Source organism: Kocuria soli (assembly GCF_003797835.1).
GTDB classification, from domain to species: Bacteria; Actinomycetota; Actinomycetes; order Actinomycetales; family Micrococcaceae; genus Kocuria; species Kocuria soli.
Map to the genome: position 1 here is coordinate 23,885 of NZ_RKMF01000002.1, position 14,561 is coordinate 38,445.

Sequence of the window (14,561 nt, forward strand, 5' to 3'; positions counted from 1 at the left end):
TCGCGGAAGCCGGGGGGAGACTTCCTGACGGGGGGAAGACGAGCAGGGATATCGACCCATGATGCCACGACCACCCCGTGGTGATCAGGCCCTCGATTAGGCTGGCAACCAACAGAAGTAGCGACGAAGGAGTCTGCGGATGCGCGTTCACATCGCCACCGACCACGCGGGGATGGAACTCTCCCAGTACCTGGTGGAGCAGTTGGCCGCCCTGGGATACGACATGATCGACCACGGCCCGGAGACTTACGACGCCGTGGACGACTACCCGGCGTTCTGCATTCACGCCGCCCAGGCCGTGATCGCTGATCGGGACCAGGGGCTGGACTCCCTGGGAATCGTGCTCGGTGGATCTGGTAACGGTGAGCAGATGGCCGCGAACAAGGTGCGCGGCGTCCGTGCGGCGCTTGCATGGAATCTTTCGACCGCCCAACTGGCCCGCGAGCACAACGACGCCCAGGTGGTGGCCCTCGGCGGCCGGCAGCACACTCCGGAAGAGGGGCTCGAGATCGTCAAGGCCTTCCTGTCGACTCCGTTCTCCGGGGACGACCGTCACGTGCGAAGGATCCAGCAGATCACCAAGTTCGAGGCCACCGGTAACGTCGCCGGTCACCTCTCCGGCTTGACCGGCCGTCCCTACGCAGGGCGCGCTGCCGGTACCGCCGAGGCCTGAGTTTGCCCGAAGGTCATTCGATCCACAGACTTGCCCGGCAGATCGGGGACGTCTTCCTGGATCAGGAACTTGCCGTCACCAGCCCGCAGGGTCGATTCGCCCGCGGCGCGGCACTGTTGAACGGGCGGCGACTGGTGTCCGCGCGTGCCTACGGCAAGCAGCTGCACCTGACTTTCGAGTCCCCGGCGGACCCGGCGGACCGCCTGGTCATGCGTTCGCATCTGGGTCTGTACGGGGCCTGGAGTTTCGCCGGGGACAGTACGTTCGCAGCAGCGTCCAGCATCGGAGCGCCACGGAAGATCGGTGAACGGGAGACCGGCACGTCGGGTTCACGGGGCCAGACCTACGACGACGACGGCCGCGTGGTCCCGGATGCGCCCGTCGGTGCGGTGCGCGCGCGTCTGGTGGGAAACCACGGTTGGGCCGATCTCCGCGGACCCTCGGACTGTCGGGTGGAGACCGTCTCCGAGGCCGAACTGGCCAAGAAGCGCCTGGGACCCGACCCGCTGGACCCCGACGCCGACCCGGCCCTGTTCCTGGCGCGGGCTTCCCGGTCTGCTCGTCCGATCGCCGCCCTGCTCATGGAGCAACAGGTCATCTCCGGGGTGGGCAACATCTTCCGGGCCGAGTCCCTGTTCCGGCGCGGGGTCGATCCGTTCCTCCCCGGAAAGGCTGCGGGGGAGAACGTCTTGCGTGGGCTCTGGGAGGAGAACCGGTCCCTGATGGAGATCGGGGTGCGACTCGGTCGGATCATCACGACCGATCCGGAGGACCGCCCCGGAGTGCCGGAAACCGCCGCTTGGCCGGCGCACGCGAACTACGTCTACAAGCGCAAGGGCCGCGCCTGCCTGCACTGCGGGACCCCGATCAGCGAATCGGAGTTGGCCGGCCGGAGCCTGTTCTGGTGTCCGGGGTGTCAGGCGTCGTCGTGACGCGGTATCTGCGCGACAGGAGAACCGAAAAGGCCCGGTCATCAGACCGGGCCTTCCTCGTGTTCGGAGGGGATGACGGGAATCGAACCCGCGTAGCCAGTTTGGAAGACTGGGGCTCTACCATTGAGCTACATCCCCGCGCACGGCCACCCATTCCGGTTCTTGCGACGTCCGTCGCCAAGAACCAGGCGATAGCCAGTGAGCGATGCAACGGTACCTGAGGCAGCGCCCAGGGACCAAACGTGCCGCAAGGCGCGGCCGCGTCGTTCGTCCCGGGGATTGCCGGGGGTATCCGCGAGGCCGTTGTCCATGCCGGGCCCGGCCCGCGCCTCTAAAGTGCGCTGATGCGGAGGGAAGCGTTAGACTCGACGCTCGTGCGTGCTCTGACGGTGCACAACCACGTCCGGTGGTGGTGACCCGCACAGAGAACGACCAACACCGCGGGGTGTAGCGCAGTGGCTAGCGCGCCTGCTTTGGGAGCAGGAGATCGCAGGTTCGAGTCCTGTCACCCCGACGTACGACCGTCCGGAGCTTTCCGGTCGGTCGCATACCGTGCCCGCGGTCCCCACGGAACGACGCCGCGTCGTCCCTGTCAGGGCTGCTGGCTGAGAACTGCAACAACACCCACCTATCAGGAGCGCAGCGCCAGTGCAGAGCACCGTCGAGAACGTCAGCCCCACCCAGGCGAAGATCGATCTGGAGATTCCGTTCGAGGACCTCAAGCCGTTTGTCGACCGGACCTTCAAGTCCCTGGCCAACCAGATCCAGGTCCCCGGTTTCCGCGCCGGCAAGGTCCCGGCCAAGCTGATCGAGCAGCGCGTGGGCTACGATTTCGTGGTCGAGAACGCCCTGAACGAGGCCATGGACACCTTCTTCCAGCAGGCCCTGGCCGAGCACGACCTGACCCCGATCGCGCAGCCGAAGCTCGAGGTCTCCCAGCAGCCCTCCGCCGAGGACCGCGAGGCAGCCACCAAGGCCTTCATCGAGGTCACCGTGCGCCCGGAGATCGAGCTCCCCGAGTACAAGGGCCTCAAGGTCGAGGTCGAGGCCCGCAACGGCGGGGACGCTGACGAGACGGAGGCACTCGACGAACTGCGGGGCCGTTTCGGCACCCTCAAGTCCGTGGACCGCCCGGCAGCCGAGGGCGACTTCGTGTCCCTCGACCTCCAGGCGCTCATTGACGACGAAGAGGTCGACGCCGCCAACGACCTGTCCTACGAAGTCGGCTCCGGCACCATGCTCGAGGGCATGGACGAGGCCGTGACCGGCCTGTCCGCCGACGAGGACGCCACCTTCGTGACCAAGCTGGCCGGCGGCGAGCACTCCGGCGAGGAAGCCACCGTCAAGGTCAAGGTCACCGCCGTCAAGGAGCGCGAGCTGCCCGAGGCCGACGACGAGTTCGCCCAGCTGGCCTCCGAGTTCGACACCATCGAAGAGCTGCGTGCCGACCTCAAGAAGCAGGCCGCCGACTCCGTGGTGGTGGAGCAGGGCATCGAGGCCCGCGACAAGGTCCTGGACCAGCTGGTCGGCCTGGTGGACGTGGAGGTGCCCGACGTCGTCCTGCAGGAGCAGATCGACCAGCACTTCAACAACCCGAACGCCGATGCCGACCACGACACCCCGGAGCACCGCGCCGAGGTCGAGGAGAACGCCAAGAACGCCTTCCGCAACGAGATCGTCCTGGACGCCGTCGCGGACAAGGAAGAGCTGGGCGTCGAGCAGTCCGAGCTGATCGACTACATCATCTCCACCTCCCAGCAGTACGGCATGGACCCGAACCAGTTCGCCCAGATGCTGGACGGCTCCGGCCAAGCCGGCATGATGGTCGGTGAGGTCCGCCGTCGTAAGGCCCTGGCCAAGGTCCTGGAGTACGCCGAGGTCGTGGACACCGACGGCAACGCCGTGGACCTGTCCTCCTTCGTGACCCCCGCCGGTGCCGAAGAAGCCACCGAGGCTGAGGCCGTCGAGGAGACCGAGGCAACCGAGAAGTGACCCGCGCGTGAGCCGGAAGGCTCACTGCCCGGTGTCACCACAGACACCATGACGGCGCCCGATCCGCATCAAGCATGCGGGGCGGGCGCCGTCGTCGTGTACGGAGGACTTCGGGTGCCCTGCCCGGGTGACAGACATGCCGCCAGCGAACAATGCACCGGCAACCGAACACGGCGGCACGTGGTCCATTAGGCTCGAACGCGACCGATCGGACCCGCTACGTGGCGCCTCAAGACGCGTCAGGTACGGGTGACCCGGTGAGAACCGGGAACTGAAGACACGCGAAAGAGGGATGCACTCATGACCTCCCCGATCACCCCTGCGCAGCAGTCTCAGCCGCGCATGGACAGCCAGCCCGTCGCCGGGCAGGACGACTACGTCTACAACCGCCTGCTCAAGGAACGCATCATCTGGTTGGGTTCCCAGGTGGAGGACCGCAACGCCAACCTGATCTGCTCGCAGATGCTCCTGCTCTCGGCGGAGGACCCGGAGGCGGACATCTACCTCTACATCAACTCCCCGGGCGGTTCGGTGACCGCCGGCATGGCGATCTACGACACCATGCAGCTGATCCCCAACGACGTCGTCACCGTGGCCACCGGCCTGGCGGCTTCCATGGGGCAGTTCCTGCTCTCCTCCGGAACCCCCGGCAAGCGCTACGCCACCCCGAACACCCGCATCCTCATGCACCAGCCCTCGGGCGGCATGGGCGGTACGGCCTCCGACGTTCGGGTTCAGGCCGAGCTGATCATGGACATGAAGCGTCGCCTCGCGGAATTGACGGCCGAACAGACCGGCCAGTCGATCGAGAGGATCCTCGAGGACAACGACCGCGACAACTGGTTCACCGCGGAACGCGGCCTGGAGTACGGCTTCTTCGACCACATCGCCCAGAACGCCTCCGGTGTCTCCGGTGGCGGCGGGACCATGAAGGACCAAGAGGACTGAGCCTCAGGGCCCCCGTAACGCTTCAGGTCTAACGAACAAGAGGATGACTTTCATGAACTCCATCTACGGACAGACGGGCTACGGACAGTCGGGTGCTCCCGCGTACCTGCCCGGTTCGACCGCGGGCTCCATGCCCACCAGCCGCTACGTGCTCCCGGACTTCGAAGAGCGCACGCCCTACGGTTACCGCCGCCAGAACCCCTACACCAAGCTGTTCGAGGACCGCATCGTGTTCCTCGGCGTGCAGGTGGACGACGCCTCGGCGGACGACATCATGGCCCAGCTGCTGGTCCTGGAGGCCCAGGACTCGGACCGTGACATCACCATGTACATCAACTCGCCCGGTGGCTCCTTCACCGCGATGACTGCCATCTACGACACGATGCAGTTCATCCGCCCGGAGATCCAGACCGTGTGCCTGGGCCAGGCTGCTTCCGCGGCGTCGGTGCTGCTGGCGGCAGGCACGCCGGGCAAGCGGTTGGCCCTGCCGAACGCGCGCGTGCTGATCCACCAGCCCGCCATGCAGGGGCAGGGTGGCGGACAGGCCTCGGACATCGAGATCCAGGCCAACGAGATCGTGCGCATGCGCACCTGGCTCGAGGACACCATGGCCTTGCACACCGGCAAGACCTCCGAGGAGATCAACCGCGACATCGAACGCGACAAGATCCTCACGGCCACCGAGGCCAAGGACTACGGCCTGGTGGACCACGTGCTCGAGTCCCGCAAGGCCGTCAAGCCCAAGACGGTCACCCCCTGATCGTCTGGGCCACCACCCAGGTTTGACAGGCAGAAGGCCATTTCCGGAGTCCGGAGGTGGCCTTTTGCCTGTCAAACCTTGTCCCGTCCACGACGACGGAGGTGCCCTCGGTGCGCTGTCCGGCCGGGGTGCGTGGTGTCGCGTTGGTCGCCGTCGGTGTGCTCGCGTATCGTGGGTTTCCCAGGGCAGTCAATGACGACCCATGCCCAATATGTCCTACCGCACCAGACCACGAGCTCCAAGGAGTGCACATGGCCCGCATCGGCGAAAGCGCTGATCTGCTTAAGTGCTCTTTCTGCGGGAAGAGTCAGAAGCAGGTCCGCAAGCTCATTGCCGGGCCCGGCGTCTACATCTGCGATGAGTGCATCGAACTCTGCAACGAGATCATCGAGGAGGAGCTGACGGAGGTCGAGGGCTCCGACGAAACGGCTCTGCCGACTCCGCGGGAGATCTTCGAGCACCTCCAGCAGTACGTGGTCGGGCAGGAAACCGCCAAGCGCGCGCTGTCCGTGGCCGTCTACAACCACTACAAGCGGGTGCGGGCTTCCCAGTCGGGCAAGCCGTTGCAGCTGGCCACGGCCGCCGGCGAAGAGGACGTGGAGATCGCCAAGTCCAACATCCTGTTGGTCGGCCCCACGGGTTCCGGCAAGACCTACCTGGCGCAGTCCCTGGCCCGCCGTTTGAACGTTCCGTTCGCGGTCGCCGATGCCACCTCTCTCACGGAGGCCGGTTACGTGGGCGAGGACGTGGAGAACATCCTGCTCAAGCTGATCCAGGCCGCTGATTTCGACGTCAAGCGAGCTGAGTCCGGGATCATCTACATCGACGAGATCGACAAGATTTCCCGCAAGTCCGAGAACCCTTCGATCACCCGTGACGTCTCCGGAGAGGGCGTACAGCAGGCGCTGCTCAAGATCCTGGAAGGGACGGTTGCCTCCGTTCCGCCGCAGGGTGGCCGCAAGCATCCGCAGCAGGAGTTCATCCAGATCGACACCACCAACGTGTTGTTCATCGTGGCCGGTGCCTTCGCCGGTCTGGAGGACATCGTGGAGTCGCGCGCGGGTAAGACATCCATCGGTTTCGGTGCGCCCATGGAGCAGATCACCCACGGGCCGGTCTCCGAACTTATGGGCAAGGTCATGCCGGAAGATCTGCTCAAGTTCGGCTTGATCCCGGAGTTCATCGGTCGTCTGCCGATCATTACCGCCTTGAAAGAACTCTCTGACGAGGACCTCAAGCGCATTCTGGTGGAGCCCAAGAACGCGCTGACCAAGCAATACCAGAAGATGTTCGACCTGGACGGCGTCACCCTGACCTTCACGCCCGAGGCGCTGCAGGCCATTGCCGAAAAGGCGATCGAACGGGGCACCGGCGCCCGCGGTCTGCGAGCCATCATGGAGGAGGTCCTGCTTCCCGTGATGTTCGACCTCCCCACGGTCGACGACGCGGTGGAAGTCGTGGTGGATGCCGAGTGCGTGACCGACGGTGTCACGCCGCGGGTCATCACCGAGGAACCGGCCGACGAATCCAAGTCGGCCTGAGTCACCCGAGGACTTCGGATGGGCCGCGTCGTCGTTCTCCTGCGCGGCATCAACGTGGGTGGGCGGCACAAGGTGCCCATGGCGCGGCTGCGTGAGCTGGCGACCGATGCGGGGCTGACCGACTGCGTCACCTACATCCAGTCGGGGAACCTGGTGGCTTCTGATCCGCTGAACCGGGAACCGGCAGCCTTGACCGATGAGCTGGCCGGTGCCCTGCGTGCCGCGTTCGGTTTCGAAGTTCCCACCGTGGTGGTTCCGAACCGGGAGTTCACTGCGGCGGTGCAGCGCTGTCCGTGGCCGGAGGTCGAGGATCCCCGTTTCGTGCACGGCATCTTCTTCCCGACGGCGATCCCGGAGGACCTCGCCTCACGCGCGCGGGCTTTCATGACGCCCGATGACCCGGACCGTGTCGAGTTCGACGGTCAGGTCATGTGGCTGTGGACGCCGCACGGGTTGTCCAAGTCCCGCGTCGCGGAGCCGATCACGCGGCTGGCCCTCCCGGACGGTCGCCGCGGAACGGCCCGGAATCTCCGTTCGCTGCGGGAGATCACAGCGCGGATCTGAGCGCTGCAGAGCGCGACGACGGCGGCGTCGTCGTAGCGTTGGGGCAGACGAAGCGCCCGCTGTGGGTGCGCGCTGACAAGCGAAGCGGCGGAGGCCGCGTGAAGGAGACTGCGATGACCGACACCGTTGATTTCTGGTTCGACCCCCTCTGCCCGTGGGCGTGGATGACGTCCCGGTGGATGGGAGAGGTCCAGCAGGTCCGTGAGGTGGACGTGAACTGGCGCATCATCTCGCTGGGGATCCTCAACGAGAACAACCCGGACAACCACCACATGGGCCACGGGGAGTCCATGTGGCTGGTGCGCGTGGTCGAGGCCGCCGCGCAGAAGCAGGGGGACGAGTACCGCAAGAAGCTCTACGACGCTATGGGTACCCGTCGTCACCCCGGAGGCATGGGTGGCGACGAGAGCCTGCTGCCCATCATCGAGGAATCCTTGGCCGAGGTCGGACTGCCCGCCGAGCTGGCGGCAGCGAAGGATTCAACCGAGTACGACGACGCCCTGCGCGCCTCCACGGAAGCGGCGCAGAAGGTGGCCGGCAAGGACATCGGAACGCCGTGCATCGCCGTCAACGGGGTGGGGTTCTTCGGGCCCGTGTTCACCCCTGCGCCCAAGGGTGAGGAAGCCGGCCGGATCTGGGACGCCGCACTGACGCTGGCTTCCTACCCCGGTTTCTACGAACTCAAGCGTGGACGGGAAAAGGGCCCCGACTTCAGCTGAACCACACCGGGCAGGATACCCCAGGGGGTATGTGACATACTGGTGATGTCTCATTCCCTACCTGAGGAGTACTGCCTAATGACCGCTCATGTCACAGAGGTGGCCCCGATCACGCTGTTGACCTGGATGCAGGACGGCAACGTCACTGTGGTGGATGTCCGTTCTGCTGCGGAGTTCGAGTCCCTGCACATCCGCGGCAGCTACAACGTTCCACTGCACCTGCTTTCGGAGCACGCCTCGGAGATTGCTGATCGGCTGCGGCAGCGCGTGGTCCTGGTGTGTCACTCCGGGGTGCGTGCCGAGCAAGCCCGGCAGCGTCTGAGTGCCGCAGGTCTGGAGGGCGCCCACGTTCTGGACGGTGGCGCTGCAGCATATGCGGCCGCCGGCGGCGACGTTGTGGAAGGCAAGCAGGCGTGGGCCCTGGAGCGTCAGGTGCGCATGGCGGCCGGCTCGCTGGTGTTGGCCGGTGTCGTGGGTGGGCAGATGCTCTCTCCCAAGCTGCGCCTGCTCAGCGGGGGAGTCGGCGCGGGGCTTGCGTACTCCGCGGCCTCCAACACATGCGCCATGGGCAGTGTGCTGGCCAAGATGCCGTGGAACCGCGGCGCCCACGAAGGCACGCCACAGGACTTCCTGGATCAATTGCCGAGCGGTCGGTGAGTCCCTTGCGTGTTGAGGCAGCGGCACGGTGGGCACCATGAGCTGGCTCCTGATACTGACGCTGGTGCTGGCTCTCCTGATCGGGCTCTCACTGGGCACGTTGGGTGGCGGTGGTTCGATTCTGACCGTGCCCATGCTGACGTATGTGGCGGGTCTCGACCCTCGGGAAGCCATCGCCACCTCGTTGTTCGTGGTGGGTGTGACCAGTGCGATCAGCGCCCTGACGCATGCCCGGCGGGGGTTTGTCGAATGGCGTACGGGTCTGATCTTTGGTGTGACCAGCATGGCTGCGGCCTTCCTGGGCGCCATGCTCGGCGAGCACATCAGTCCCACCGCACTGATGGTCGCCTTTGCCGTGATGATGGTGGTGACGTCGGCCGCCATGATCCGAGGTCGCCGACCGTGCGAGGGTCCGAACTGTCAGCCCGAGTACTCGCGTCTGAAATTGGTTCTCATCGGGCTGGGAGTCGGCCTCGTCACGGGATTGATCGGTGCCGGTGGCGGGTTCCTGGTGGTCCCCGCGCTGGCTCTGTTGGCAGGGCTGAGCATGCCTGCGGCGGTCGGAACCTCCCTGCTGGTGATCGCCATGAATTCCTTTGCGGGGCTCGCCGGGCATCTCTCATCGGTACAGGTCCAGTGGTCGCTGGTTGCCGCTGTGACGACGACGGCGGTCCTCGGCTCACTGGTCGGTTCCAGGGTGGCCGCCAAGGTGCCTGCCCAGGTGCTGCGCAAGGGATTCGGATGGTTCGTCCTGGTCGTGGGCATTGTGGTTCTGGTGCAGGAACTGCCCGATCCGGCCGGGCTGGTACTGGCTGGAATTGCCGCTGTAACGGGTGTGGCTGCCCTGGTCTGTCGGTTGGTTCCGGCCTGCCCCCTGGGTTCTCGGCCAGCGCCATCGTGACTTTGTGACAAGCCGATGTCCGGACCGCAGCCGTGGTGGAAAGGCTGGCCCAGGAAGACCCATGAAGAACGGAGGGCTCCTCACCGGTATCCGGTGAGGAGCCCTCCGCATGTGGGGATCAGTCGCTGACCACGTCCCGCCCTTGCGCCATCCAGTTGTTGATGGAGCCGTCCAACTCCGCGACGTGGAAGCCGTTGTTGCGGAGCATGTTCGCCACAATCGAGCTGCGCAGACCGCTCTGGCAGTAGGTCACGATGGTGCCGTCCTGGGGGAGCCTTTCCAGGTTCCACAGGACACGGCCGCCGTGGAGCTGGTCGGCGCCGGCGATGTGGCCTCCCTGGAACTCGCTCACGGCGCGGACATCCAGGAGGAGGTCGCGGTCAAAGCCCTCGAGCTCGGCGGGGTCGATCACCTCGGGAGTCTCCTGCGGGAGACCCTCCATGGAAGCGGTGTAGCCCTTGACGTCGTCAATGCCCACGCGCACCAGGTGGTCCCAGATCTCACGTGCTGCTACGGCGTCAGGGGCCAGTAGGACCAGCGGGGCAGGATTACGGTCCGGATCCACGGCCCAGGACCCGAAGCTGGCGATCTTGCCGCCAGAGGGAATGTGCAACGCATGCTTCACAGTGCCTTGGTGAACTTCGTCAACGGAACGGGTGTCAACGAAGGACAGCGCACCGGATTCGATCTGCGGTAACAGTTGGCTCGCGGAGTACTCAGGCAGGTCGCCGCGCTCGCCGATGACAGCCGCGCCCTGGCGGTTCTGGTTCTTCATGCGCCCGAAGTAGAAGGGTGCATCGGGCTGCCCGAACAGGAGTTCGTCGACGAAGCCCGCCTCGTCGTCGTTCTCGATGTACTTGCTCCACCAGGCGTAAGTGCGCTCGTAGCCCACGGTGGTGGACGGGATGGCGCCCAGCGCCTTTCCACATGCGGACCCTGCGCCATGCGCCGGGTAGACCTGGACGTGGTCCGGAAGGGTCAGGAACTTCTCCTTGAGGCTGCGGAACATCCGCTGAGCCCCTTCGAAGCGGGTGTCGACGCCCCCTGCGGCCTCGTCCAACAGATCGGGGCGGCCGAGGTCTCCGACGAACACGAAATCGCCGGTCAACATGTACCCGGGGGTATCGGCGAACGCGCCGTCAGTGACCAGGAAGGAGAGGTGCTCGGGAGTGTGTCCGGGCGTGTGTACGGCCTCGATCGTGATGTTGCCGATCTGGATCTTGGATCCATCCTCGAGTCGTTCCGCGTCGAATCGGTACTGCCAGTCATCGCCACCCTCGGCGGAGACGTACATGGTTGCGCCGGTGGCGGCGGCGAGCTCGCGGGTTCCGGACAGGAAGTCTGCATGGATGTGGGTTTCGGTCACTGCCACGATCTTCATGCCGTGCTCGTCGGCCAGGCGCTGGAACACTTCGATGTCGCGGCGGGGATCAACCACCACGGCTGTGTTCTCGCGCTGGCAGCCAATGAAGTAGCTGGCCTGAGCCAGGTCCTCGTCGTAGATGCGCTCCAAGAGCATGGGGGCCTCCTCGGGGAGTCGTAGGTACGGCGCTGGTGCGCCTCACTCGTCCCAACTTAATACCCCCAGGGGTATATTCCCAAGGCTCGACCTAAGTCCCGACGATCGAGATGCGGCATGAAAAACGCCGAGTTCGGGGTTGTTCCGCCTATTTGGTCGAATAGGCGGAACAACCCCGAACTCGGCGTATGGGGGAGGGCCTCAGCCGGCCGGGGTTTCCTCCGGGTCAGCCAGAACGACGTCGGTGACCAGGAGGCCGCCGTCGTCGATCACGCCTTCGGTCAACGTGATCTCGCGGGCGTTGCCGGCCGCCTTGAGGTCTTCCAGGCCCACCTGCAACTGGGCCACCTGCGCGGCGGAGCCGGTGACGGTGCCCGACAGAACCTCGGTGCGCTGCTTGACCTTGGCCTCCGACTTGGACTTCCGCAGCCCCGACAGGGCCTGGCTCACGGTGTCCAGAGCTTCAGAATCCACGGTTGGCCACGGCCATTGGGTCGACCTTGGCCATGTCTGATTGTGCACGGAACCCGAACGCCACCAGGACCAGACCTCTTCCGTCGCGAACGGGATGAACGGTGCGAACAGGCGCAGCACGGTGTCCAGGGTGGTGGCCAGTGCGGCGTGGACGGAGGCCTGCTCAGCATCTCCACGAGCACCGTAGGCCCGGTCCTTGACCAGTTCGACGTAGTCGTCCGTGAAGGTCCAGAAGAAGGTTTCGACCCTCTGCAGGGCCACGGAGTACATGTACATCTGCATGAACGAGTCTGCGGCTGCAACCACCTCTGCCAATCGTTGCAAAAGCGCGCGGTCCAAGTCGTTGGTCAGCACGGACGCATCCACCGTTGATGAAACGTCCCCGCCAATCACCGAGGCCTCCGTCACCCCCTGACCGAGCACGAATTTTGCAGCGTTGAGCAGCTTGATCGCCAGGCGACGGCCGATCTTCATCTGACCTTCGTCATAGGCGGTGTCCGCTCCCAGGCGAGCCGAGGCGGCCCAGTAGCGCACGGCGTCCGAGCCGTACTTCTCCAGGACCTCGTTGGGGACCACCACGTTGCCCTTGGACTTGGACATCTTCTTGCGGTCCGGATCCAAGATCCAGCCCGACAGTGCCGTGTTGGTCCACGGCACCGAGTCCTCCAAGGAGTTCGACCGCACGGCGGTGGAGAACAGCCAGGTCCGGATGATGTCGTGCCCCTGCGGGCGCAGGTCCATGGGGAACGTGACCTGGTGCAGGGCGTCGTCCACGGCCCAACCGGTCGCGATCTGCGGGGTCAACGACGACGTCGCCCACGTGTCCAAAACGTCCGGGTCTCCGGTGAACCCGCCGGGCTGATCGCGCTGGTCCTCGGTGTACCCCGGGGCGGGCTCGGCGGCGGGGTCGACCGGCAACTGCTCGGCCGACGGGAGGACGGGGTTCTCGTAGTCCGGGTCGCCGTCGTTGTTGACCGGGTACCACACGGGGATCGGCACGCCGAAGTAGCGCTGACGGGAGATGAGCCAGTCGCCGTTGAGGCCTTCGATCCAGTTCTCGTAGCGGGACCGCATGAACCCCGGGTGCCACTGCATCTCCCGGCCGCGGTTGATCAGTGCTTCACGGCGCGCGGCGTCGCGCCCACCGTTGCGGATGTACCACTGGCGGGAGGTCACGACCTCCAGGGGCTTGTCGCCCTTCTCGTAGAAGTTCACGGGGTGGGTGATCTTCTTGGGCTCGCCCTCCAGATCGCCGGATTCCCGCAGCATCTCGACCACGGCCTGCTGGGCGGAGAACACGGTCTTGCCCGCCACGTTCGTGTAGCGCTCGGAGGGGGCGCCGTCGGAAATCCACTCCGGGGTCTCCGAGGCGAACCGGCCGTCGCGGCCGATCAACGCGCGGGTGGGCAGCTCCAGCTCGCGCCACCAGGTGACGTCGGTCAGGTCGCCGAACGTACAGATCATGGCGATGCCCGATCCCTTGTCCGGCTGGGCCAGCGGGTGCGCCTTGACCTCGACCTCGACGTCGAAGAGCGGGGAGCGCACGGTCGTGCCGAACAGCGGCTGGTAGCGCTCGTCATCGGGGTGGGCCACCAGCGCGACGCACGCGGGGAGCAGCTCGGGGCGGGTGGTCTCGATGAAGACCTTCTGTCCGTCCGGAGCATGGAAGGACACGCGGTGGTAGGCGCCCTCCCGCTCCTTGTCCTCGATCTCGGCCTGCGCGACGGCGGTGCGGAAGGTTACGTCCCACATGGTGGGGGCCTCGGCCATGTACGCGTTGCCGGCTTCCAGGTCCTTGAGGAAGGCGAGCTGGGAGACCTTTCGGGAGTGGTCGTCGATGGTGCGGTACGTTCGGGTCCAGTCGACGGAGAGGCCCAGCGTGGCGAACAGGTGCTCGAAGACCTTCTCGTCCTCGACCGCGAGTTCCTCGCACAGCTCGATGAAGTTGCGGCGGGAGACAACGTCCCAGTCACGCTGGTTCTTGGCCGGCTTTTCCGGCGGGCGGTAGCCCTCCACGTAGTGCAGGGCGGGATCACAGCGGACACCGTAGTAGTTCTGGACGCGCCGTTCGGTCGGCAGGCCGTTGTCGTCCCAGCCAAGGGGGTAGAAGACGTTCTTGCCGGTCATGCGCTGATAGCGCGCGATGACGTCCGTCTGGGTGTAGGAGAACATGTGCCCCACGTGCAGCGAGCCGGAGGCCGTGGGCGGGGGAGTGTCGATCGAGTACACCTGCTCGCGCGTGGTGTTCGCGTCGAAGGCGAAGGTGCCCTGTTCGCGCCACTGCTGGGAGTACTTCTCTTCGAGGCCCTCCAATGCGGGCTTGTCGGGGACGGTCACGGTGGTGGGCGTGTCTGTGCCCTGCGTGTTTTCAGCCATGCGGGCCAGTCTTTCATGTTTGGCCCGCTACTCCGGGTGCGGTGACCATGCGTCGGGGGGTGACCTGAGTCAAGACGTGGGCCGGTGCGGGTGCGTACGGTGGGCAGATGACTGAGATCGTGACCAAGCGAGTCCGTGAGGAACCCTCCGACGACGACGGCCAACGCCTTCTTGTCGATCGGTTGTGGCCTCGCGGTGTGACCAAGGAGCAGGCCGCGTTGGACGGGCACCCGAAGGACGTGGCGCCGTCGAACGAACTGCGGAAGTGGTTTCACGGTGGGGGCTCCTTTGAAGAGTTCGCCGACAAATACCGCGCGGAACTGGACGACAGCCAGGCGGCGGCGGACTTTGTCCAGGAGATCAAGCAGCTCCCCAAGGTGACGCTGCTCTACGGGGCAAAGGACACCCAGCAGAACCATGCTGAGGTGCTCAAGCAGTGGTTGGAAGAACACCTCTGAGATCGTGCGCCTACCGCCATGGGTAGCCGCGGACCGCCACGCACCCT

Annotated in this window: 13 protein-coding genes and 2 tRNA genes; 12 read left to right on the forward strand and 3 right to left on the reverse strand. The window is 65.7% G+C overall.

Going from position 1 to position 14,561, the window contains the following annotated elements; all coding sequences use genetic code 11:
• Positions 1–139: 139 nt before the first annotated feature.
• Together EDL96_RS01645 and EDL96_RS01650 are read left to right on the forward strand one after the other, a co-directional pair.
• Complete coding sequence (locus EDL96_RS01645) at positions 140–673, forward strand: ribose-5-phosphate isomerase (protein ID WP_123823789.1); 534 nt, start codon at positions 140–142, stop codon at positions 671–673.
• A gap of 2 nt (positions 674–675) precedes the next feature.
• A complete protein-coding gene (locus EDL96_RS01650) occupies positions 676–1,605 on the forward strand; it encodes an Fpg/Nei family DNA glycosylase (RefSeq protein ID WP_123823793.1) in 930 nt (309 codons plus the stop codon).
• 67 nt (positions 1,606–1,672) lie between these two features.
• Here the strand turns inward: EDL96_RS01650 and EDL96_RS01655 are convergent.
• Positions 1,673–1,743 (reverse strand) — tRNA-Gly (locus tag EDL96_RS01655).
• 303 nt (positions 1,744–2,046) lie between these two features.
• On the opposite strand from EDL96_RS01655, the gene EDL96_RS01660 reads away from it, so the two are divergent.
• The 9 genes from EDL96_RS01660 to EDL96_RS01700 all read left to right on the forward strand — a co-directional run bounded on the left by EDL96_RS01660 (position 2,047) and on the right by EDL96_RS01700 (position 9,687).
• A tRNA-Pro gene (locus tag EDL96_RS01660) sits at positions 2,047–2,119 on the forward strand.
• 134 nt (positions 2,120–2,253) lie between these two features.
• The gene (tig, locus tag EDL96_RS01665) at positions 2,254–3,597 is read left to right on the forward strand and encodes a trigger factor (RefSeq protein WP_123823797.1); all 1,344 of its coding nucleotides are present in this window, start codon (positions 2,254–2,256) and stop codon (positions 3,595–3,597) included.
• 300 nt (positions 3,598–3,897) lie between these two features.
• The gene (locus EDL96_RS01670) at positions 3,898–4,545 is read left to right on the forward strand and encodes a ClpP family protease (protein ID WP_407656888.1); all 648 of its coding nucleotides are present in this window, start codon (positions 3,898–3,900) and stop codon (positions 4,543–4,545) included.
• Between the two features lie 52 nt (positions 4,546–4,597).
• On the forward strand, positions 4,598–5,305 hold the full coding sequence (locus EDL96_RS01675; RefSeq protein ID WP_407656889.1) for an ATP-dependent Clp protease proteolytic subunit: 708 nt from the start codon (positions 4,598–4,600) through the stop codon (positions 5,303–5,305).
• A gap of 251 nt (positions 5,306–5,556) precedes the next feature.
• Entirely contained in the window at positions 5,557–6,846 is a 1,290-nt protein-coding gene (gene clpX / locus EDL96_RS01680; protein WP_123823800.1) for an ATP-dependent Clp protease ATP-binding subunit ClpX, read from the forward strand.
• 18 nt (positions 6,847–6,864) lie between these two features.
• Positions 6,865–7,410, forward strand: a complete 546-nt coding sequence (locus tag EDL96_RS01685; protein ID WP_123823803.1) for a DUF1697 domain-containing protein — start codon at positions 6,865–6,867, stop codon at positions 7,408–7,410.
• Between the two features lie 113 nt (positions 7,411–7,523).
• Entirely contained in the window at positions 7,524–8,129 is a 606-nt protein-coding gene (locus EDL96_RS01690; protein WP_123823806.1) for a mycothiol-dependent nitroreductase Rv2466c family protein, read from the forward strand.
• A gap of 78 nt (positions 8,130–8,207) precedes the next feature.
• Positions 8,208–8,786 carry a rhodanese-like domain-containing protein gene (locus tag EDL96_RS01695; RefSeq protein ID WP_123823809.1) on the forward strand — a complete coding sequence of 193 codons (579 nt, stop codon included), beginning with the start codon at positions 8,208–8,210 and terminating at the stop codon, positions 8,784–8,786.
• Between the two features lie 37 nt (positions 8,787–8,823).
• On the forward strand, positions 8,824–9,687 hold the full coding sequence (locus EDL96_RS01700; RefSeq protein WP_123823811.1) for a sulfite exporter TauE/SafE family protein: 864 nt from the start codon (positions 8,824–8,826) through the stop codon (positions 9,685–9,687).
• Positions 9,688–9,805: 118 nt separating this feature from the next.
• On the opposite strand, the gene EDL96_RS01705 is transcribed toward EDL96_RS01700, so the two are convergent.
• Positions 9,806–11,206: an MBL fold metallo-hydrolase gene (locus EDL96_RS01705; protein WP_123823814.1), complete on the reverse strand. Its 1,401-nt coding sequence runs from the start codon at positions 11,204–11,206 to the stop codon at positions 9,806–9,808.
• Positions 11,207–11,407: 201 nt separating this feature from the next.
• Positions 11,408–14,056 (reverse strand): valine--tRNA ligase, encoded by a 2,649-nt coding sequence (gene valS, locus EDL96_RS01710; RefSeq protein WP_123823817.1) that lies wholly within the window; start codon positions 14,054–14,056, stop codon positions 11,408–11,410.
• A 107-nt stretch (positions 14,057–14,163) separates the two neighbouring features.
• Between valS and EDL96_RS01715 the strand changes: the two genes are divergently transcribed.
• On the forward strand, positions 14,164–14,514 hold the full coding sequence (locus tag EDL96_RS01715) for a DUF488 domain-containing protein (protein WP_123823820.1): 351 nt from the start codon (positions 14,164–14,166) through the stop codon (positions 14,512–14,514).
• Positions 14,515–14,561: the final 47 nt, after the last annotated feature.

Coding starts and splice junctions, on each gene's coding strand:
- EDL96_RS01645 (WP_123823789.1), top strand. CDS start 140: ATGCGCGTTCACATCGCCACCGACCACGCGGGGATGGAACTCTCCCAG.
- EDL96_RS01670 (WP_407656888.1), top strand. CDS start 3,898: ATGACCTCCCCGATCACCCCTGCGCAGCAGTCTCAGCCGCGCATGGAC.
- EDL96_RS01675 (WP_407656889.1), top strand. CDS start 4,598: ATGAACTCCATCTACGGACAGACGGGCTACGGACAGTCGGGTGCTCCC.
- clpX (WP_123823800.1), top strand. CDS start 5,557: ATGGCCCGCATCGGCGAAAGCGCTGATCTGCTTAAGTGCTCTTTCTGC.
- EDL96_RS01685 (WP_123823803.1), top strand. CDS start 6,865: ATGGGCCGCGTCGTCGTTCTCCTGCGCGGCATCAACGTGGGTGGGCGG.
- EDL96_RS01690 (WP_123823806.1), top strand. CDS start 7,524: ATGACCGACACCGTTGATTTCTGGTTCGACCCCCTCTGCCCGTGGGCG.
- EDL96_RS01695 (WP_123823809.1), top strand. CDS start 8,208: ATGACCGCTCATGTCACAGAGGTGGCCCCGATCACGCTGTTGACCTGG.
- EDL96_RS01700 (WP_123823811.1), top strand. CDS start 8,824: ATGAGCTGGCTCCTGATACTGACGCTGGTGCTGGCTCTCCTGATCGGG.
- EDL96_RS01705 (WP_123823814.1), bottom strand. CDS start 11,206: ATGCTCTTGGAGCGCATCTACGACGAGGACCTGGCTCAGGCCAGCTAC.
- valS (WP_123823817.1), bottom strand. CDS start 14,056: ATGGCTGAAAACACGCAGGGCACAGACACGCCCACCACCGTGACCGTC.
- EDL96_RS01715 (WP_123823820.1), top strand. CDS start 14,164: ATGACTGAGATCGTGACCAAGCGAGTCCGTGAGGAACCCTCCGACGAC.